Below are 21,143 nucleotides of genomic sequence, written 5' to 3' on the forward strand. Positions count from 1 at the left end.
TCCTATAATTTATCTAAAACGAAAGCTATCTGCACAATAGGCAAATACAAAAAGGACCCAAACATAATGTTCATCGCCGCCTTGTTTGTACAAGTGCGCATAAGATGAAACGTCTGAGCCAGAAACAATACCCCACAAATAACAGCGATCAGCGCTGACGTGGAACCGGTCATCCCAAACTGCAGAGGTAGTAAGCTCAGTGGAATCAGCACAAGGGTATAGATCATGATCTGAAAAGCAGTTTTCAGGTTCTTCCCCCCTTCCATTGGAAGCATTTTAAAACCTGCTTTCTTATAATCTTCATCCAGTACCCAGGCAATTGCCCAGAAATGTGGAAACTGCCATATAAACTGTATGCCGAAAAGAATCCAGGCCTCTACACTCACTACACCTGTTGCGGCTACCCAGCCGATCAATGGCGGTAAAGCCCCAGGTATAGCACCAACAAAAACGTTGATAGGGCTGATACGCTTAAGCGGCGTATATATAAAACCATAAAGAACGAGTGACAACAAGGCTATAGCTGCTGTCAATGTGTTAAAAAAGCTAGCCAAAATAAACAAACCGCCAACTCCAATCAGCGCGCCAAAAATAGCTGCTTCAGTTACACTCAGTGTATTGGTTGGAAGCGGCCTGTTAGCGGTGCGCTTCATTAACTTGTCCAGGTCTTTTTCCAGTATCTGGTTCACAATGTTGGCAGCGCCAGTGACCATCAACCCACCCAGCATGACTAATGCTATCTGTAACCAACTTCCACCCGGATGTCCTAGTATATAACCTATAGCACTTGAGAAAGCTACTGTAAAACTTAATCTAAACTTCAGGAGCTTAAAATATGCTGATGCCTTTTGTGCCATATTGGCTAGAGACAGTACCGATTCTGATCTATCTGTAATCATTAGCTAAGAACCACTACCGGTTTTTCAACCGCCTTTTTTGAGGCGTAGTAATAAAAAATTAATATCAAAAACTGAACGCCGAATAGTAAGGTAGCTATTGTCAAGTGCAACGGTTGCAGGAAAGCGGGTATAGCAAAATAAGCCATAATCACCCCAAAAGCTATTTCAGCAACCAGCAACACTAGCATCCAGTTCGTCATCATACTCAACTGGCGATCTCTTAGCTTATAGATTAAATAAGCCATATAGAGATGAAGTACCAGTAACAGGATAGAAAAAGATCGGTGAATATAAAAACTTGACCCAAGTTGGTCTACCCAAAGATCTCTGTTGCTACCATTCATTTCGGAGGCAACAATATCCACTTCTTCACGCACTTGCGTTCCAATTAGTATCTGAACAAAAGTAGCAGCAGCTACCAGTCCGATAACAAAGAACATTTGTTTTGAAGCATCAAATCGAGGTACGATAAAAGCAGATTGCGAACGAATTACCGCATACTGCAGTAAGGCTACAAGCACAAGCGCTAGCGCCATATGGATTGTAATAGTTACTGGTAGCAAGTTGGTAGATACGACTATCGAACCTAACCACCCCTGGACACCAACTAGTACAAAACTTAAGAATGAGAGGAAGAATACAGTCTTATCCGTTTTAAGGTAAGGTATAGCATACAGTACTGTCAGGAAAATTAATATCCCAATCACAGCCCCTACCAAACGATTGATGTATTCTATCCAAGTTTTTGTCACATTGAAATCTGTTTCAATGTGTTGAAGTGGATGATCTCTCAGTTCTCCTGCCGCTTTGTCAAAACCTATGTTATCAAGAACCCCTGCTAGTCTCTTGTTCTTCTCTACACGTTGTTCCTTGTAGACTTCCAGATAATCATCTGGTAATTGGCTAACATCAGTTGGAGGAATCCAACTGCCAAAACACTTGGGCCAGTCCGGACATCCCATTCCTGAGCCCGTGCTCCGCACGATTCCTCCAACCAATATTAGAAAGTATACAGCTAATACTGTAAGTACTCCAATATTTCTAAACCTTTTGTATGGAAAAGATTTATCTATCATTTAAGCTATTCTAAATCTCTCTCGTACGGCAGGTTTGAAGACTGCGTCTGAGAGAATGGTACGTTTTGAGGGATGTAGTCCTCTGCAGCACCTGGTTTACTATAATCGTAAGGCCATCTGTAAACAGTTGGTATCTCGCCTGGCCAGTTACCGTGTCCTGGGTTAACCGGTGTTGTCCACTCAAGGGTATTAGAGTGCCATGGGTTAGCTGTAGCACGACGGCCTTTGAAGATGCTATAGATAAAGTTGAATAAGAAGATCAACTGCGCAGTAAAGCCTAAAATAGCAGCTATACTGATAAAGCTGTTCAGGTCAGTGAAGGTATTGAAAGCATCAAAACCAGTCCATGAATAATATCTTCTTGGGAAGCCAGCTATACCGATGTAGTGCATAGGCATGAACACCAGGTAAGCAGACAGGAATGTCAACCAGAAGTGGATGAAGCCAAGCTTCTCGTCCATCATACGGCCAAACATCTTAGGGAACCAGTGGTAGATACCACAGAACATACCAAAGAAGGCTGCAGCACCCATTACAAGGTGGAAGTGCGCAATTACAAAATAAGTATCGTGCAGCTGAATGTCCAGAGCTGAGTTACCCAAGATAATACCTGTCAAACCACCAGAGATGAAAAGCGAAACGAAGGCGATCGCAAACATCATAGCTGTTGTGAAACGAATATTACCTCTCCACAGGGTGGCAATCCAGTTAAACACTTTTACCGCAGATGGTACCGCAATAATAAGTGTCAGGAACATGAAGACTGACCCCAAAAATGGGTTCATACCTGTCACGAACATGTGGTGTGCCCATACTACGAATGAAAGCAGAGAGATACCCAGCATGGAACCGATCATCGCTCGGTAACCGAAGATAGGCTTGCGAGAGTTTGTTGCAATTACTTCTGAAACGATGCCGAAAGTTGGTAGAATTACGATGTATACCTCAGGGTGTCCAAGGAACCAGAACAAGTGCTGGAACAGAATCGCGCTACCACCGGTATGTGCAAGAGCCTCTCCTGCGATATAGATATCAGAAAGGTAGAAGCTTGTACCGAAGCTACGGTCAAAGATCAATAGTAGTGCTGCAGAGAACAGAACCGGGAATGAAAGAAGACCCAGGATAGCTGTCAAGAAGAATGACCAGATTGTTAATGGAAGTTTGGTCATTGACATACCCTTTGTTCTCAGGTTAATCACAGTTGTGATATAGTTTACACCACCTAGCAACTGAGATACAATGAACAAAGCCATACTTACCAACCAAAGGGTCATACCCATTGCTGAGCCTGATATCGCCTGTGGAAGTGCGCTCAAAGGAGGGTAAACTGTCCAACCACCCCCAGCAGGACCTGTCTCAATGAAAAGGGAAGTAAACATGATCACGCTTGCCAGGAAGAAAATCCAGAAGGACAGCATGTTCATGAATCCAGATGCCATGTCACGGGCACCAATCTGCAACGGGATCAGGAAGTTACTGAATGTACCACTCAGACCAGCCGTTAGTACGAAGAATACCATGATGGTACCGTGCATTGTTACCAGCGCCAGATAGAATTCCGGGTCTAGCTTACCATTTACGATCCAGTTTCCCAGGATAGGCTCCAGGAAAGTGAATGTTGCTTCAGGCCAGCCAAGTTGTAGACGGAAAATAATAGACAGGAAGCCACCTACAAAGCCCCAGAAGATACCTGCAAAAAGAAACTGCTTTGCAATTACTTTGTGGTCCTGGCTGAAGATGTACTTCTCAAAGAAGTTTTGGTCATGATGATGATCATGCTCGTCGTGAGCGTGATGCACATCCTTATTTAGAGAGATATCTGTACTCGACATTGTTGATTTTATTTAATGCTACAACTCTGTTTTTACTTCTTCAGCACTCTTCTCAAGCACCACCTGATCTTTCGAATCGTGGATGAACTTTGTTAGAAGCTGTGGATTTTGCTCGATAAATGGTGTTTGTGAAGCTAACCACTCCTCGTACTCCTCAGGTTCGTCAACAACCAGGATAAAGCGCATCGCAAAGTGGCCACGTCCACATATCTCAGTACAAGCCACTTCATAGTTGAATTCAGGGTTACCAGTCTCAGTGCGCATTTCAGCTGTTGTTTTGCTAGGCACAAACCAAAACTTGGTTGGCATACCTGGAACAGCATCCATTTTAACACGGAAATGCGGCAGGAATACACTGTGGATTACATCTCTTGAGCGAATCTTCAACAGCACTGGCTTGCCTTTAGGCACGTGAATCTCACGTGGCATAAAGTCATCCATTGCATTAGGATCGCTGAAGTTTACACCCATTTCATTTGTAGCATCGATGAAGTTAACACTAGCTTCACCCAGTTTACCATCTGCACCCGGGTAGCGAACAAGCCAGCTAAACTGTTTACCCATTACCTCTACTACAACAGCATCAGCCGGGGCAGCACTCGTGATGTTTGCCCATGTTTTCCAACCGGCAAATACTAACAGCGCCATCACAACAGCAGGAATCATTGTCCAAACAATCTCTAACTTGTTATTGTGTGGGTAGTAGTAAGCACGCTTATCATCTTTATGCTGGTATTTATAAGAATACCAGAAAAGTAGGATTTGCGTGATCACAAACACGATACCGATTACGATCATGGTAGTCCAGAAAAGACTATCAGTCCAGGCCCCATGCACAGAGGCAAGCGGCTGGTTCATGTTCTCCCATGAATCGGCAAAAGACCAGGCAAAAGCCGCACCTCCACCAATCAGGAAGAGGAGCAGCAACAGGCTGTTTACTTTGTTACTTGTTTTGGTGGTTCCGACAGCACGCTGTGTCGATCCTCTAAAGATGGAGGCTAGCGTCCCGATCCTGAATAAAAGGAACAGGATAACTAATAACAGGACTATGGATAAACCTATGGCGAACGTAATCATTATATAACGCTTTTAGTATGATCTCTAAACATGATGGTGAACACTCTCTTCCAGGAATGGATGATTTACCGGCACCAGCGAAGCTTTAGCCAAACCTTTTGTAAAGGTAAGTAAGAATACACCCAGGAAAATAAGAGTAGTTCCGATCTCAATAAATCCAATAGTTGCATCAGTACGCATTGTACCTGGCATCATCATCAGATAGAAGTCTAACCAGTGACCAATCAGAATTGCAATCGTAACGATTTTGAGCATGATCATCTGACGCTTCGCATCTCTTGTCATCAAAACAAGGAACGGGAATGCAAAGTTTACAATAAGATTAGTAAAGAAAATCCACTTGAAGTGTCCGCCATTACCACCTAATCGCTCAATGAAGTAGATTGATTCCTCAGGAATGTTTGCATACCAGATCAGCATGAACTGAGAGAACCAGATGTACGTCCAGAAGATAGAGAATGCAAATACAAACTTGCCTAAATCGTGCAGGTGGTTTGCATTAACCATTTTCAGGTAACCATTCTGCTTCAGGATTATTACTGTCAATGTGATTGCTGCCAGACCAGATACCCACCAGCTTGCAAACACATACCAGCCAAACATAGTAGAGAACCAGTGTGTGTCGATTGAAAGTACCCAGTCCCATGCTGATGTAGAAGAAGTAACGCCGAATACTACCAGGAACATCGCAGAAATACGAATGCTTTTGTGATAGTAAGAAGTACCACCATTCAGGTCTTCATTCAGTGAGTTTCTTCTCAACCAGTTGAAGAAGAGTATCCAAAGAACGAAGTAAGCAATCATTCTGATCAGGAAGAACCAGAAATTCAAATAAGGGGCTTTACCAGCGATGATTGGGTCATATCGCTCGTCGTTCAGATCGTAAAGGTAGTCATGCGTCCAGTGGAAAATATCATGACCACCTAGCAGGAACACGATCAGCATTACAGCACCACCTATTGGCAGATAGTAGCCCAATGCTTCAGGTATACGCTTAATCAGTACAGACCATCCGGCATAGGCCACATACTGTACCGCAATGAAAAATACACCTACAAGTGCTATACCTGTGAAGTATACGTTATTTAACCAGAGATTTACATAGAGCCTTTTGAGCCAGGAGGCTGCTTCATGGCCAGCTGCTGCTGCTTCCCCATGCCCTTCAGCATGATGCGCATCGCCTCCGCCCATGGCAGCAATGATGATTCCAGCTATAAGTAGTACAACACCTATAGCTATCATTAAGAAAAACTTGTTATTCGTTTTTCTGGAAATGATGAGTCTTTCTTCTGTCATTATCCTTGTGATATTATGCCTTAGACTTAGTTATTAGGTGTAGTACCTGATTCTTCTGTAGTTTCTGTTTCATCAGCTGCAGGTGCCGGTGCTTCACCGCCCTGTAACTGCTGCACATACATTACAATTTTCCAACGTTCAGTCGGGTTAACCTGTGAACCATGCGGCATCATACGACCACGTCCGTTTGTAATAACATGGTAAATATGACCTGCTGGAAGTTCGGCAACACGTCCTGCTGAATAGGATGGTACACCTTTGAATTTCTGTCCAACCAAACCTTGGCCATCACCCTGGTCACCATGGCATGAAGCACAAAAGCGAGTGTACAATACCTGGCCTTCTGCTAAGTGCTGGTCATTGTATTCGAGTGGATTTTTCAGCTCAACACCAGCTACTTCAGCCTCGTCTTTCGACAGGTACATGTTATAACCCATTTTGCCACGGGCAACTGTACCTTGAACAGGCTCACGCATGTTCATTCCGCCCGGGTTGTAAAGGTTCTCTTTTACCTGAGAGTATGGATCCAGCGGTATAGAGTGATACATGTCTGGAGCAAACTCAAGACCTGGATCTTTTTCATTGCTACAGGCTACCAGCATAGCGCCTGTGAATAGTACGGCAGAGGCTTTAATACCTAAATTTAATAGACCTTTCATTATTTGATTACCTCCTTCTCGTTAACTTCAATTGCGCCGTTAGAACGAAGTAGATCGTTCAATGCATTCATATCAGTCACACCTTCTGTAACCTCAATCGCCATTACAAACTTGTCGTCTGTAGAGCGTTTGTCAAAAACATTCACCTTAAAAGAAGGCTTCAGCTTTGTGACGATGAAGAAGGTGATCACCATACCGAATGCAGCGCAAAGAACGGTAAGTTCAAAAGTTACAGGAATAAATGCTGGTAAAGCGATGTGCGGTTTACCACCAATGATCATTGGCCAGTCGAAACCCAGCATCCAGATCTGCATCCAGAGGGCGAAGGAAGTTCCGAACAAACCGCAGAAGAATGCTACGATTGGAAGTCTTGAACGCTTGATACCTAATACATCATCGATACCATGGATTGGGTATGGCGAAAAAACTTCGTAAATTTTAGTACCGGCAGCCCGGACGTTCTCGATGGCCTGCAGCAGGACATCCTCATCATCGTAGATACCTAGAACGAATTTTTTAGTCATTGCTATGGATGTGTATTAGTGTGCGAATCCTTATCAGTACCGTGCATTGTACCATGTGGGTGGTGTTTCACTTCTGAAGAAGACTTCAGAATTGATTTTACCTCCGCCATGTTCACTACAGGGAAAAACTTGGCAAACAGAAGGAACAGTGTAAAGAATAGACCGATTGTTCCTACATAGATACCAATGTCGATGATGGTTGGAGAGAACATTGCCCATGAAGATGGAAGGAAGTCTCTGTGAAGTGATGTAACGATAATTACAAATCGCTCGAACCACATACCAATGTTCACGAAGATCGTGATGATGAAAGTAGCGGTCAGACTTCTTCTGATAGTTCTGAACCAGAATAGCTGCGGTGTAATTACGTTACAAGTCATCATTGCCCAATATGCCCACCAGTAAGGACCAGTAGCACGGTTGATGAAGGCGTATTGCTCGTATTCCACACCTGAGTACCAGGCGATGAAGAATTCTGTGATATAAGCCACACCTACGATAGAGCCTGTCAGGATGATTACCTTGTTCATTGACTCTACGTGCTCCAGTGTGATGTAATCCTCCAGTTTGAATACTTTACGTGTGATGATCATCAACGTAAGTACCATCGCGAAACCTGAGAAGATCGCACCTGCCACGAAATATGGAGGGAAGATAGTCGTGTGCCAGCCTGGGATTACTGAGGTTGCAAAGTCCATCGATACGATCGTGTGTACAGAAAGTACCAGTGGAGTAGCAAGGCCTGCAAGAATCAGGGATACAGTCTCATAACGAGACCAGGCTTTGGCGGAACCAGTCCAGCCGAAAGAAAGGAATGCATATGCTCTGCGGGCGATTGGTCCGGTTGCTCTGTCGCGGATGGTAGCAAAGTCAGGAATCAGACCGATGTACCAGAATACAAGCGATACAGAGAAGTAAGTGGAAATCGCAAAAACGTCCCAAAGGAGCGGCGAGTTAAAGTTAACCCAAAGTGAACCAAATGTGTTTGGCAGTGGAAGTACCCAGTAGGCCAACCAGGGACGGCCCATGTGTAGCACCGGGAACATCGCGGCACAGATTACAGCGAAGATCGTCATCGCTTCTGCTGCTCGGTTAATAGAAGTTCTCCATTTCTGACGGAACAGGAGAAGGATAGCTGAGATCAGCGTACCGGCGTGACCGATACCTACCCACCATACGAAGTTGGTGATATCCCATGCCCAACCTACAGTTTTGTTAAGTCCCCACTCCCCTATACCGTACCAAAGTGTACGGTAAGTGGAGTAGATGAAAATAGCCAGACCTACAAGAGCTACAGCAAGGGCAGCGGCCCAACGTGCGTTGGGCTTGGCCTCCACCTGTCTGCAGACATCTTCGGTGATATCGTGGTATGTTTTACCCCCCGTTACCAGAGGCTCTCTTATCGGAGATACGTGCTGCATAGCGCTATCTAATTTATAAATTAAGCTAAGTTTCTAATTTTTGTCAGGTAAGTCACGTTCGGCTGTACGTTCAGTTCTTCCAGTACGTGGAAGGCACGCTCGCCTTTCTCACGGGATAGCAACTGAGATACACGGCTCTTTGGATCCAGCATGTCACCGAAGACAATCGCATCTGTAGGGCAAGACTGGGCACAAGCCGTCACGATCTCACCGTCCACTGGTCTTCTGTTCTCACGCTTGGCTTCCAGTTTTCCTAGCTGAACACGCTGCACGCAGAACGAGCATTTCTCCATAACACCGCGCGAACGAACTGTTACGTCAGGATTCAACACCATCTTACCAAGGTCGTTGTTCATGTTAAAGTCGAACTTATCGTTGTTAGCGTAAGCAAACCAGTTGAATCGACGAACTTTGTAAGGGCAGTTGTTTGCGCAGTAACGTGTACCTACGCAGCGGTTGTAAGCCATCTGGTTAATACCCTCAGAGCTGTGCATTGTAGCAGCTACCGGACACACAGTCTCACAAGGAGCGTGGTTACAGTGCTGGCAAAGCATCGGCTGGAAGATAACACTTGGATTCTCCGCCGGATCCTCCATAGTCTTGTAATCTTTCTCTTCGTGCTCCACTGCGCTATAGTAGCGGTCGATACGCATCCAGTGCATTTCGCGACGGTTTAGTACCTCCTGCTTACCTACTACCGGAATATTGTTTTCTGCCTGGCAGCTCACTGTACAGGCTCCACAGCCAATACATGAGTTCAGGTCGATCACCATGCCCCAGTGGTGGTTTTTGTACTCGTAATCTTCCCAAAGAGAGATAGCAGCAGGCTTTGCCGGACCTTCGTGCGTAGCAATGCGTACATATTCCGTTACCTCTTTCGGATTTTTCTGATAGTTCGCCAGTGTATTTTCCTGAACTACCAGACGATCCATAATTGTATGGTGCGTCTGCATCTGGGCTATCTCTACAGTAGAGCCTGTTTTCTCCAGCTGTACAGCGCCTGCAAATAGGATAGCGTTATCAGCTACCGTAGCGATAGGGAAGGCATTAGCACCACGACCTTTGGCTGTTGGCATAGAGTCTAGCTCACGGCCGTAGCCCATGGCTATACCCACTGTACCTTGTGCTTGTCCTGGCTGGATCAGCGCAGGAAGCTCAAGTGTTTTACCATTCGCATATGTTACCTTCAGCACGTTACCTTGTACTACACCCATTTCCTCTGCCATGCGGCGAGGCATCGTTATGTAGTTATCCCAGGTAGCTTTTGAGATCGGATCAGCCATTTCCTGCAGCCAAGGGTTGTTAGCCTCAGAACCTGTACCGATTGCAACTTTTTCGTAAACAACAGCCTCAATTCTGCCACCTGCAACTGCTCTTGGAGCTCTGCCAGCTGCATCAGAGACTGTCATCGTGCTTGCATTACCTGTGTTAAGAGCCAGCATACTTGTGCCGTTCTCCATTACGCCATCGTGCACAGCTTTCTCCCACTGCTCGTCTGTGTTTGCAGCGCCTTTTCTCCAGTTGTTGCGGATGTAATCGTAATAAGATGTGTTGTTTCCGCTCCAGGCCAGTAAGCTGTCCTGTACCTGGCGTGTCATAAAGATTGGGCTGATTACTGGTTGTGCCAGACTCAGGAAGCCTCTCTTCGGCTCGTAGTCGTTCCAGGACTCCAGGTAATGGCTGTCTGGTGCTACGTAGTCTACAAGCGCAGCAGTCTCTTCCACTCTTTCTGCGAAGGAAACTTTCAGTCCAACTTTAGCCAGTCCAGTTTTTACTTGCTCAGCAAGTGGGTGATCGTATACTGGGTTTGCATTGTAGAAAAACACTGCTCCTACACTGCCATTGTTCATTTCTTCAATCAGACGCAGCATCTGCGCATCGTTACCCTGCTTCAGGAAATATGGAGAAGCTGTATCGATGGTAGTACCTTCTGCACCAATTGTTTTGTTGATAGCTGTAACCAGCGTCTGAACAGCCGGGTCATTTGATCCTGATACTACCAGAGCACGTCCATTATTTGCACGCAGGTCTCTGATCGCATTCTCAAGCGCTTTCTTATCAACGTTAGCCGGAGCATTTACGCCTTGGCCAGACAATCCGTTATAGATCGCTGTTACGATCGCCAGTTCTTCAGAAGGCTTGATCGGAACACGCACGTCAGCATTGGCGCCAGTCAACGACATAATTGTCTCAAACTGGTAGTGACGTGACATATTTGGCTTGTCAGCAGATACTTTTCTGTTTTGGATGTATTGCTTAGCGAAAGGAGTCGGAGCAATCCAGGTTCCCAGGAAGTCAGCGCTGATACTTACAATAATATTAGCTCGGCTGAAGTCGTATCCCGGAACAGTGCCACCGTTTGCGCCAATCAGTGCAGAAGCAGAATTGGCATCATACACTACATGCTCAAAATTACTCAGTCTTGAACCAAACTCATTGATAAGCTGCTTGGTTGAAGGGCTGATCACTGTAGAGGAAACGAAAGCTACTTTGCCATTCACATTTGAAAGAGCGGCACGTATCTCGCTGTCTACCTGCTCCCATTTAGCCTCTTTGCCTTTGATAAGCGGTGTACGCAGTCTGTTGTTGTCGTACAGGCTAAGCACAGATCCCTGAGCTTTAGGGCTAGTACCCATTGGGGTTAATGTTGAGCTTGGGTTTGGCTCTACTTTAATTGGACGGCCTTCACGTGTCTTAACCAACACGCTATTATAGTCACCGCTGTTATAATAAGTAGTAGCATACCAGTTTGCCACTCCTGGCTCAACATCAACCGGCTTGTTCAGGTATGGAATTGCCTTTCTTACAGGAGCTTCACATGAAGCCAGTGTAGCGGCAGCCAGACCAAAACCTAGCAGTTTTAGGAAGTCCCTTCGTGGAGCAGTCATACCAGTTGACTCGCTCTCGCCTTTGGCTTCGTTTATCGGCAGGAATTCTGGAAACTCGTTATGAGCGTTTTTCGCGAATTCAGGAGTATTTTCAAGCTCCTCTATTCCTTTCCAGTATTTTATTCTGTCTTGCATATTATATCTAGAAAACTCGAATCCTTAATTTTTAATAATTAGTAGTGGCACTTAGAACACTCTGCACCACCGTTTGATGACACAGTGAAAGCACTCTTCGTTGTTGACTCGTGCAATTTCACCAGGTTGTCATAATATGCATTTCCTTCGGTGTTAAGAGGAGTTTCACGGTGACAGTCAATACACCAGCCCATGGTCAGCGGTGAGTACTGATACACCACTTCCATCTCCTGAATAGGACCGTGGCAGGTCTGGCACTCTACGCCACCCACCTGTGTGTGCTGGGCGTGGTTGAAGTAAGCCAGGTCAGGCAAGTTGTGAATACGCACCCATTCGATAGGCTTATTACGCTCAATAGCTCTGTATATCTTCTGAATTTCAGGTGATTCTGTCTTGATCTGGCTATGGCAGTTCATACAGATATTAGCAGAAGGGATACTGGCACTCTTGCTTTCATAAACAGTAGTGTGGCAGTAGTTACAGTCGATCTGATGCTCGCCTGCGTGCAGCTTGTGCGAGAAGGCGATCGGCTGTGTAGGGGCGTAGCCCTGCTGTATACCGACACCCATTGCTTTGTCAAGAGCCAGGTCCAGCAGCACGATCACAAAGATCAGCACTACCAGCGTACGTACGGCTTTAGACTTATATATCTTAGAGAAGTCGAAACGCTGATTTACAATTTCAGCATCGTACTCGTCAAGTTGTTTGTTCTTGTTCAGGTAGTTCTTTAGTACTGAAGTGATCAAAAGAAGGGTCACAACCAGCACGATCAACACAATGATCAGCACTACCAATACAATATCCAGGTAACCACCAATCGCACCAACTGCATCAGTACCAACGTTTTCACCTGGAGCAGCCTCTGTACCTCCTGCAGGACCAGTGGTCTCAGCTGCGGCAGTTTCAGATGCCTTGATATAGGCCAGCATCGATACAATTTCCTCATCAGAGAAATTAAAGGAAGGCATCGCCTGCTTATTAAACTGGTTGTAAACCGCGATTGCGTCTTTATCACCAGAGGCAATCAAAGCCTGCGAGTTCTTAATCCAGCTGATCAACCAAGGTTGCGTTCTGCGCTCATTGACGCCTTTCAAACCAGGACCAACTACTACATCGCTTCCCACAGAGTGACAAACAACGCAGTTGTTCTTATACAGGGACTCGCCTGCACTTACAATACCTGCATCATCTACAGGCAGACTTGCGCCTTGTGCATAACCTGTAGTCGACACTCCAAAAGAGGCCGCCAAGGCAAACAAGAAGGCAATCAAGAATTTGGTTTTTGCTCTTTGTATACAGCTAATCATAGCCAGGACGCTTGTGTTTAGTATAATGGTGAATTTACTTTACGGGCACAAATCTACTACCTGAAACCCATTAATCAAATATTATATGCTTATTTTTACCCCTATACACAATAACCCATTCAGTACAATCATTCGTAGCGCATTTTCTGCATTATTTTATCAGAATCACCTTTTTTATTTAAAATAATTCTAAATAACACAAGTTTTCCTTCAGCCATTTTGTACCAAATTATCCTATTCTCTCTTGCTTAATCCGCATTCTTTTCAGCATCCACCTTTGAACTCATAAACCACTGATTTTGTTGTCGTTACCACTTATTTAATTTTCATCTCATTTTCTCTCACCTCTCTCGCCCTTTTTCTCAGTTTCAAGTACACCTTATTATATATAGGTTATTCATTATTGTTAAGTCCTACTGTCGTCTGATGTTATTACAATACTCTTGAGTGAGCTGATTGCAATACCTGGTGGCGAAAGTGCTTTTGATCATACATTTATTTTGGTGCAAGTTTTTGTATTACAGAATCATTGCTGTATATTTGCACCCTAAAACAAAAAAATTCTCATAACCAAATGGAATTAAAAAATTACGAAACGGTCTTCATCTTGACGCCTCTGTTGAACGAGACGCAGATGCAGGAAACGGTCGAGAAGTTCAGACAGGTGCTTAAGGAAAATAGCGCCGAAATTATCCACGAAGAGAACTGGGGTCTACGTAAGCTTGCTTACCCAATCCAGAAGAAATCTACTGGTTTCTACCACCTCATCGAGTTTAAGGCTCCATCTACTGTAATTGATGTGCTTGAGCTGGCTTATCGCCGCGACGAAAAAGTTGTTCGCTTCTTAACTACTGCACTTGATAAGCACGCAATTGCTTACAACGAGCGCAGAAGAAAAGGCGAGTTTAAATCACAGGCTAAAAAAGAGGAGGTTAAAGCATAATGAGCCTAGTTAACGAAAGAGTACACAAACAAGAAAACCGTCAGAAATACTGCCGCTTCAAGAAAAGCGGTATCAAGTATATTGACTACAAAGACGGTAACTTCCTGCTTAAGTTCGTGAACGAGCAGGGCAAGATTCTTCCAAGAAGACTGACAGGCACTAGCCTGAAATTCCAGCGTAAAGTGTCTCAGGCTGTTGCCCGTGCACGCCACCTGGCTATTTTACCTTATGTAACTGATTCTTTAAAATAAGGAGGGACGAACATGGAAGTAATACTTAAAGATGACGTTAAGCACCTTGGTTACAAGAACGATATCGTTTCAGTAAAGCCAGGATATGGCCGTAACTACCTGATCCCTCAGGGTCTTGCAGTTTTGGCTGACAAAACGAACAGAAAAGTTCTTGAAGAAAACATGCGTCAGGCTGCTCACAAAGTTGAGAAGATTAAGAACGATGCACAGGAGCTTGCTAACAATATCGGAGACATCACGCTGGAAATCCCTACTAAAGTAGGTGAAACTGGTAAGATCTTCGGCTCTGTTACTACAACTCAGCTTGCTGATGCTCTTAAAGCTAAAGGTCACGATGTAGACCGCAAGCGCATTTCTTTCGATCAGGAAGTGAAAACTGCCGGCGAGTACACCGCTACACTGAACCTGCACAAAGAAGTGAAGCACCAGATCCGCTTCAATGTAGTAGCTGAGTAGTCTTAGCAACCACCATACTTAAAGCGCCCTGCCCTCAAAGCAGGGCGCTTTTTTTATTTCACCTTTCCGGTTAATTTGCGCTATACCTATACCTATACCTATGTTCCGGACTGAAGTACATGTACCCGCCAGCGGCCTTGATCTTTCATTACAGGATGGTATCATGACTATTGGTTCCTGCTTTGCTGAGGTAATAGGCAGGCGGCTGCATGATAGCAAGGTGCAGGTAATGGTTAATCCGTTTGGGACTATCTTTAATCCGCTTTCAGTTAGCAAGCTGCTCCGTGGTGCTATAAGCCAGCAACGTGATTTTGATAAGAACCTGGTGCAGCACAATGGAATCTGGTATGCTTATGATTTGCACTCATCTCTCTCCTCTCCTAACAGGGACGAGCTAATTACTACCATCACAGGCCTCCTGGACACCACCCGCAAGGCACTGCAGCAGGCTAAGCTCCTGATCATCACGCTGGGTACGTCCGTAGGTTATCGGCTACTGAGTTCAGGTGAGGTGGTGGCTAACTGCCACAAAATACCGGCGCACAACTTTAACAGGGAGTTGCTGCCACTCGATACACTGCAGCAGGATATGGAGAGCACGCTTGAGCAGCTGCAACAGTTCAACCCAAGTCTGCAGGTACTGCTGACGGTTAGCCCGGTGCGGCATATCAAAGAAACAATCGAGGTTAACAGCGTGAGCAAATCCATTTTGCGGGTGCTATGCCACCAGCTGTCAGCAAATCAGGAGCAGGTGCGATACTTTCCCGCCTACGAGATCATGCTTGACGACCTGCGCGACTACCGCTTCTATGGGCGCGACATGGTGCACCCGACTGAGGTAGCGGAAGATTACATCTGGGAAAAATTTGCGCAGGCATACCTGAATCAGGAGTTCAGAGATTTTCTGCAGGAATGGGAAAAGATAAGACGGGCCCTGTCCCACCGGCCATTTCACCCAGCCTCCGAGGCGCACCAGAAATTCCTGAAAAACACCATTGCCCAGCTTAGACAGCTCAATAGCAGGTATGGCATTGATACGGCAGAAGAAGAACAAAGCCTTATACAGCAGCTCACAAATCAGCAGTAGTCCAACAGGATCACTATACCCTCACTCCTGCCCTTCTCCAGAGATAATCCAGATGCCCCAAGCATACTTTTGCAAGCCCTGACCGTAGGTATAGAGTGCTAACAGCCTGCAAAAGAAATGACGATGGCCAAAGACAGAAATCCGAACAGACTGATTAACGAGAGTAGCCCTTACCTGCTACAGCATGCCTATAACCCGGTGGATTGGTATCCATGGGGCGAAGAAGCACTCCTGAAAGCAAAGCAGGAAGATAAACCCATCCTGGTGAGTATCGGCTACGCCGCCTGCCACTGGTGCCATGTGATGGAGCATCAGTCCTTCGAAGATGAAAAAATTGCCGAAGTGATGAACAAGCACTTCGTGTGCATCAAAGTAGACCGGGAAGAACGCCCTGATTTGGATGCCGTGCACATGGATGCATTGCAGGCAATGGGATTGCAGGGAGGCTGGCCACTTAATGTCTTCCTGAACTCAGAAGCCAAGCCGTTTTATGGCGGCACCTATTTTACGCCGCAGCAATGGGTAAACCTGTTGCTCAATATCTCTGAGGCCTACAAGAAAAACCGACAGGAGCTCGACAAATCGGCTGAGCAGTTTGTGCAGCACCTCAACCTGAGTGAATTGCAAAGGTTTGGCTTATCCCAAAGCCAGTCAGCACCAAGTGAGGAGGAGTTTGAGGAAATGTATCGCAACCTGGCCAGGCAGTTCGACAAAAAGTACGGGGGACTAGGCAAAGCACCGAAGTTTCCGATGCCGGCCAATTACCTGTTTCTGCTCCGCTACTACTATCACACCCAAGACGATGCAGCACTGAAGCACCTGAATCTCACATTGCATGAAATGGCCTACGGCGGTATTTATGACCAGATCGGTGGGGGATTTGCCCGTTACTCGGTTGACGAGAAATGGCTGGTACCGCACTTCGAGAAAATGCTGTACGACAACGGCCAACTGATCAGTCTTTATTCAGAAGCTTATCAGCTGACCAAGGAACCGCTCTACAAAGATGTTGTGTATGAAACGATTGCCTTTGCAGAACGTGAACTGATGAGCGAAGAGGGCGGGTTTTATTCATCGCTTGATGCTGACAGTGAGGGCGTGGAAGGCAAGTTCTATGTGTTTACGCGCAAAGAGCTGCAGGACCTGTTCAAAGAAGAGGAGCCCATCCTGGCGAAATACTACCATGTGACTACTACCGGCAATTTTGAGCATGGGCAGAATATCCTGCACCGCCGCATCAGTGATGAGCACTTTGCTAAGGAAAACGAACTGGAGCTGGAGGTGCTGGAGGAAATGGTCAAGACCTGGAAAGAGAAGCTGATGGAAGTAAGATCACAGCGCATCCGGCCGGGTTTGGACGACAAGATCCTCTGCTCCTGGAACGCCATCATGCTCAAGGGCCTGGCTGATGCTTACTATACCTTCGGAAACAAGCACTTCCTGCATCTGGCTGTCCGTAATGCTGATTTCTTACTGCAGCACCTGAAGCAGGGCGACAAGCTATACCGCAACTATAAGAAAGGAACGGCTTCTATTGACGCTTTCCTGGAAGACTACGCTTTGCTGATCCGGGCACTGATCCGGGTATACGAAATCACCTTTGACGAGAAATACCTGCAGGAGGCCAGGCAGCTGACGGACTATACCTTAGCCAACTTCTTCGATGAGCAGGAGCAGCTGTTCTTTTTCACCGACCAGAACGCAGAGAAACTGGTGGCCCGCAAAAAAGAACTGCTCGACAATGTGATTCCTTCCTCCAACTCCGTGATGGCCACCAACCTATACCTGCTGGGGTTGTATTTTGACGAGGAGCGCTACCAGCAACTCTCCGACACCATGCTATCGCAGGTAAAAGAGCTGGTTGTAAAAGAACCCGGCCACATGGGCAATTGGGCCAGCCTCTGCTTCCACAAACTGCAACCAACCGCCGAAGTGGCCATCGTAGGACATCTGGCTCCGGAGATGCGCTCTGAACTCAGTTCGTTCTACATCCCGAACATGCTGCTGGCCGGTACTGAAAGCCAGAGTGAGCTACCCCTACTGAAGGATCGCAGCGCTATCAATGGAAAAACGACAGTGTATGTGTGCTATAACAAAACCTGTCAGCTGCCGGTACACACGGCGGCAGAGGCTCTGGAGCAGTTACAGAAGAGTTCAGGGCAGGAGCCCAAGTTTCCGACGCTGTAAGTAGAGGACTATTGACATCAGGGTTAACTCAAGCATTATCATGTCATTTCGACCAGAGGGAGAAATCTGAATGATGAATAATGTTATCCCAGATTTCTCTCTCTGGTCGAAATGACAACAAAATTCGTTAAATCTTGAACAGATAGCATTGAAGTCCTGAATACGCAAGCTATTCAGGTATAGCCATAATGAGGCATAACCTCTCTCCTACAAAGCCTTCGGGATTTACATGCTTTTTTGCGACATTTGCATGTACAACCTATACCTGCGCCCTTGTCTGAGTTACTCAATTTCAATTACCCGCCGGAGCCGGCCGTGGACCGCGTCACCCTCTTTGCTGACGTGATTCTGCCATTGCCGCTGCCCAAGCTCTATACCTACCGCATTCCCTTCGAAATGAACGACGAGGTGCTGGTGGGTGCCCGGGTGATTGTGCAGTTCGGAGCCAAACGGGTACTCAGCTGCATCGTCGCCGACATCCATGAAAATGCCCCTGCCGACTATCAGGCAAAGTATATTCTGGATGTACTGGACGACAAACCGATCGTGACAGCTCCGCAGCTTAAGCTCTTCCGCTGGATCGCGGACTACTACATGTGCACCATTGGTGAGGTGATCAATGCGGCCCTACCCTCGGCACTCAAGCTCAGCAGCGAGTCGCGCATACAGCTGCACCCGCACTTTAACCCTGAAGAAGACGACATACCTCTGGCCTCGCAGGAGGTTAAGATAATTTACGCCCTGCAGCAAAACCCGGCGCTTACCTTTACCGAAATAGGCAACCTGCTACAGGTGAAGAGCTACCATAAGTACATCAAGTCGCTGATCCAGAAAGAGGCGATCATTATATTTGAGCAGGTAAGTGACCGTTTTTCTCCTAAAGTGGTGAAGAAGATCCGCCTGACAGAGCATTTTGTGCAGGAGGAAGGGATGCTGGAGGAGTTATTCAATCAACTCGCTACTAAGCCCAAGCAGCTTGACATCCTGCTCAACTACCTGCAGAAGGTGCCGGTGCATCAGAACATCCACCTCAATGCGGCAGGTATAGAGAAAAGTGCGTTGGCAAACAACCCGCACCTTTCCAAGTCATCCATCGACTCGCTGATCAAAAAAGGCGTGCTGGAACAGTTTGACCAGATTATTTCCCGCTTCCCTGTAGATAATACGGTGCCGCTGCAGCCCATGAAGCTGTCGGAGCACCAGGAGCAGGCCAAGGATGAGATACTGGGCCTCTTCAAAGAGAAAGACACCGTACTGCTACACGGCGTAACAGGCAGTGGTAAAACCGAGGTATACATCGACCTGATCAAGCATGCCCTGGAGGCAGGCGGACAGGTGCTATACCTGTTGCCCGAAATTGCACTGACCGCTCAGATTGTAACGCGTCTGATGAAGGTGTTTGGCGATAAGCTGGGTATTTACCACTCCAAGTTCTCTGACAATGAGCGGGCGGAGGTATGGCAGGGTGTGCTGTCTGGTCGTTTCCAGATGGTAGTAGGCGTGCGCTCGGCCGTATTCCTGCCTTTCCATAACCTGTCGCTTATCATTGTCGACGAGGAGCACGAGCCTAGCTATAAGCAGTATGATCCGGCTCCCCGCTACAACGCCCGCGAAACGGCCCTGATGATGGCGCACCTGCAGGGGGCAAAGACGCTGCTCGGCTCTGCAACGCCTTCCATCGAGACCTATTATAACTGCAAGACCAACCGCTGGGGACTGGTGACGATGAGCAAACGTTTCGGGGAGGCGCAGCTGCCTGCTATTGAGCTGATCAACGTGCGGGAGGAGCAGCACCGCAAGAACATGCACAATCACTTCTCGGGTAAATTGGTCACCGCCATTGAGGAACGATTGGCGCGACACGAGCAGGTGATCCTGTTCCAGAACCGCCGTGGCTATGCCCCTTTTATCAGCTGCGACGAGTGCTCCTGGATTCCCAAGTGCCGGAACTGTGCTGTGAGTCTCTCCTACCACAAGTATAACAACGAACTGCGCTGCCACTACTGCGGCTACCACGAGCGCATGCCGCACGACTGTCCGGCTTGCGGCGCTACCACGCTCAAAAGCATGGGCTTCGGTACTGAGAAGGTGGAGGATGACCTGAAGCTGATGCTGCCAAACGCCGAGGTACAGCGCATGGACCTGGACACGACCAAGAAGAAAAACAGCTACCAGCAGATCATCGCCGACTTCGAGAGCGGCAAAACCAATGTGCTGATCGGTACCCAAATGGTGACCAAAGGCCTGGACTTTGAGAACGTGAGTCTGGTAGGTATACTCAACGCTGACAGCATCATCCACTTCCCTGATTTCCGGGCGCACGAGCGGGCCTATCAGCTTTTTGTGCAGGTGAGCGGCCGTGCCGGCCGTAAAGGCAAGCCGGGTACGGTGCTGATCCAGACCCGCGACCCGCTACAACCGATCTTCCGCAAGGTGCACAGCAACGACTATACTTCACTGTACGAGCACGAAATAGAGGAGCGCATGCGATTTGGTTATCCTCCTTTTACCCGCATGATCCGCATCACGGTAAAGCATGCTGATGAGAAGATCTCCGAAAATGCTGCTATTGTGCTAGCTAAGGACCTGACCGATCAGTTGGGTGCGCAGCTGGTGCTGGGGCCTGAAGTGCCGTATATCTTTAAGATCCGGAATCTTTTCCTGAATGAGATCCATGTGAAGCTGCCGCGGGAGAATGTTAACCTAAGAGCTGCCAAACAGGCGATTGCCAAGGTGATACAGCAGCTGTATCTCTTGCCTGATTTTAAGGGGGTGAGGGTGGTTGCGGATGTGGATCCGGCTTAATCTAATATTATCTACTTTTGCAGGTATAGCAACCCGAGTTGTTTCATAGCTTCGCCTGTGCAGCGGGCTGATGGTGTAGCTAAGATGTTGCTTGTTACAAGTTGAACTATTGCATAGTTGGCTTTTCGCCTGTGCGGCGGGCACCTACTTTTTTCCTTGATGAAAAAAGTAGGCAAAAAAATCAAGACGCTCCAAATCGAGGGCCCCTACCCCCACTCGCTGAACGCTCGAACAGTGGAGCGCCAAAGGTGCACCTGGCTAAAGCTGTTTGTTTCATTGCTCAAGGGGCAAGTTAGTCTT

Annotated in this window: 16 protein-coding genes; 6 read left to right on the forward strand and 10 right to left on the reverse strand. The window is 46.9% G+C overall.

Going from position 1 to position 21,143, the window contains the following annotated elements:
• Positions 1-2: 2 nt before the first annotated feature.
• Genes cyoE through BW972_RS00185 form a run of 10 tightly spaced genes read right to left on the reverse strand, consistent with a single transcriptional unit; the run spans position 3 to position 13,078 of the window.
• On the reverse strand, positions 3-899 hold the full coding sequence (cyoE, locus tag BW972_RS00140) for a heme o synthase (RefSeq protein ID WP_076420268.1): 897 nt from the start codon (positions 897-899) through the stop codon (positions 3-5).
• Positions 899-1,975, reverse strand: a complete 1,077-nt coding sequence (locus BW972_RS00145) for a COX15/CtaA family protein (protein WP_007659385.1) — start codon at positions 1,973-1,975, stop codon at positions 899-901. The genes cyoE and BW972_RS00145 overlap by 1 nt, the downstream gene beginning before the upstream one ends.
• 5 nt (positions 1,976-1,980) lie before the next feature.
• Positions 1,981-3,807, reverse strand: a complete 1,827-nt coding sequence (locus BW972_RS00150) for a cytochrome c oxidase subunit I (RefSeq protein WP_007659384.1) — start codon at positions 3,805-3,807, stop codon at positions 1,981-1,983.
• An 18-nt stretch (positions 3,808-3,825) separates the two neighbouring features.
• Positions 3,826-4,884 carry a cytochrome c oxidase subunit II gene (locus BW972_RS00155; protein WP_076420270.1) on the reverse strand — a complete coding sequence of 353 codons (1,059 nt, stop codon included), beginning with the start codon at positions 4,882-4,884 and terminating at the stop codon, positions 3,826-3,828.
• Between the two features lie 24 nt (positions 4,885-4,908).
• Positions 4,909-6,180, reverse strand: a complete 1,272-nt coding sequence (locus BW972_RS00160) for a hypothetical protein (RefSeq protein ID WP_007652676.1) — start codon at positions 6,178-6,180, stop codon at positions 4,909-4,911.
• Positions 6,181-6,206: 26 nt separating this feature from the next.
• Entirely contained in the window at positions 6,207-6,839 is a 633-nt protein-coding gene (locus tag BW972_RS00165) for a c-type cytochrome (protein WP_007652674.1), read from the reverse strand.
• Complete coding sequence (locus tag BW972_RS00170; RefSeq protein ID WP_076420272.1) at positions 6,839-7,363, reverse strand: DUF3341 domain-containing protein; 525 nt, start codon at positions 7,361-7,363, stop codon at positions 6,839-6,841. Before BW972_RS00170 ends, BW972_RS00165 begins: the two co-directional genes overlap by 1 nt.
• A 2-nt stretch (positions 7,364-7,365) precedes the next feature.
• Positions 7,366-8,784, reverse strand: coding sequence for an NrfD/PsrC family molybdoenzyme membrane anchor subunit (gene nrfD, locus BW972_RS00175; protein ID WP_007652670.1), 1,419 nt, complete (start codon positions 8,782-8,784; stop codon positions 7,366-7,368).
• A gap of 20 nt (positions 8,785-8,804) precedes the next feature.
• Positions 8,805-11,807: a TAT-variant-translocated molybdopterin oxidoreductase gene (locus BW972_RS00180; RefSeq protein ID WP_076420274.1), complete on the reverse strand. Its 3,003-nt coding sequence runs from the start codon at positions 11,805-11,807 to the stop codon at positions 8,805-8,807.
• Between the two features lie 38 nt (positions 11,808-11,845).
• Complete coding sequence (locus BW972_RS00185; RefSeq protein ID WP_007652666.1) at positions 11,846-13,078, reverse strand: c-type cytochrome; 1,233 nt, start codon at positions 13,076-13,078, stop codon at positions 11,846-11,848.
• A 610-nt stretch (positions 13,079-13,688) separates the two neighbouring features.
• Here BW972_RS00185 and rpsF point away from each other — a divergent pair.
• The 6 genes from rpsF (at position 13,689) to priA (ending at position 20,843) form a co-directional block, all read left to right on the forward strand.
• Entirely contained in the window at positions 13,689-14,057 is a 369-nt protein-coding gene (rpsF, locus tag BW972_RS00190) for a 30S ribosomal protein S6 (protein WP_007652664.1), read from the forward strand.
• Entirely contained in the window at positions 14,057-14,308 is a 252-nt protein-coding gene (rpsR, locus tag BW972_RS00195; protein ID WP_007652662.1) for a 30S ribosomal protein S18, read from the forward strand. Before rpsF ends, rpsR begins: the two co-directional genes overlap by 1 nt.
• Before the next feature lie 12 nt (positions 14,309-14,320).
• Positions 14,321-14,764: a 50S ribosomal protein L9 gene (rplI, locus tag BW972_RS00200; protein ID WP_007652660.1), complete on the forward strand. Its 444-nt coding sequence runs from the start codon at positions 14,321-14,323 to the stop codon at positions 14,762-14,764.
• Between the two features lie 100 nt (positions 14,765-14,864).
• A complete protein-coding gene (locus BW972_RS00205; RefSeq protein WP_076420277.1) occupies positions 14,865-15,851 on the forward strand; it encodes a GSCFA domain-containing protein in 987 nt (328 codons plus the stop codon).
• A gap of 123 nt (positions 15,852-15,974) precedes the next feature.
• Complete coding sequence (locus BW972_RS00210; RefSeq protein WP_076420280.1) at positions 15,975-18,038, forward strand: thioredoxin domain-containing protein; 2,064 nt, start codon at positions 15,975-15,977, stop codon at positions 18,036-18,038.
• Positions 18,039-18,311: 273 nt separating this feature from the next.
• Positions 18,312-20,843 carry a replication restart helicase PriA gene (gene priA / locus BW972_RS00215; protein WP_076420282.1) on the forward strand — a complete coding sequence of 844 codons (2,532 nt, stop codon included), beginning with the start codon at positions 18,312-18,314 and terminating at the stop codon, positions 20,841-20,843.
• The last annotated feature ends 300 nt before the right edge of the window (positions 20,844-21,143 follow it).

Origin of the sequence: Pontibacter lucknowensis, assembly GCF_900156415.1 — a bacterium.
Classification (GTDB): Bacteria; Bacteroidota; Bacteroidia; order Cytophagales; family Hymenobacteraceae; genus Pontibacter; species Pontibacter lucknowensis.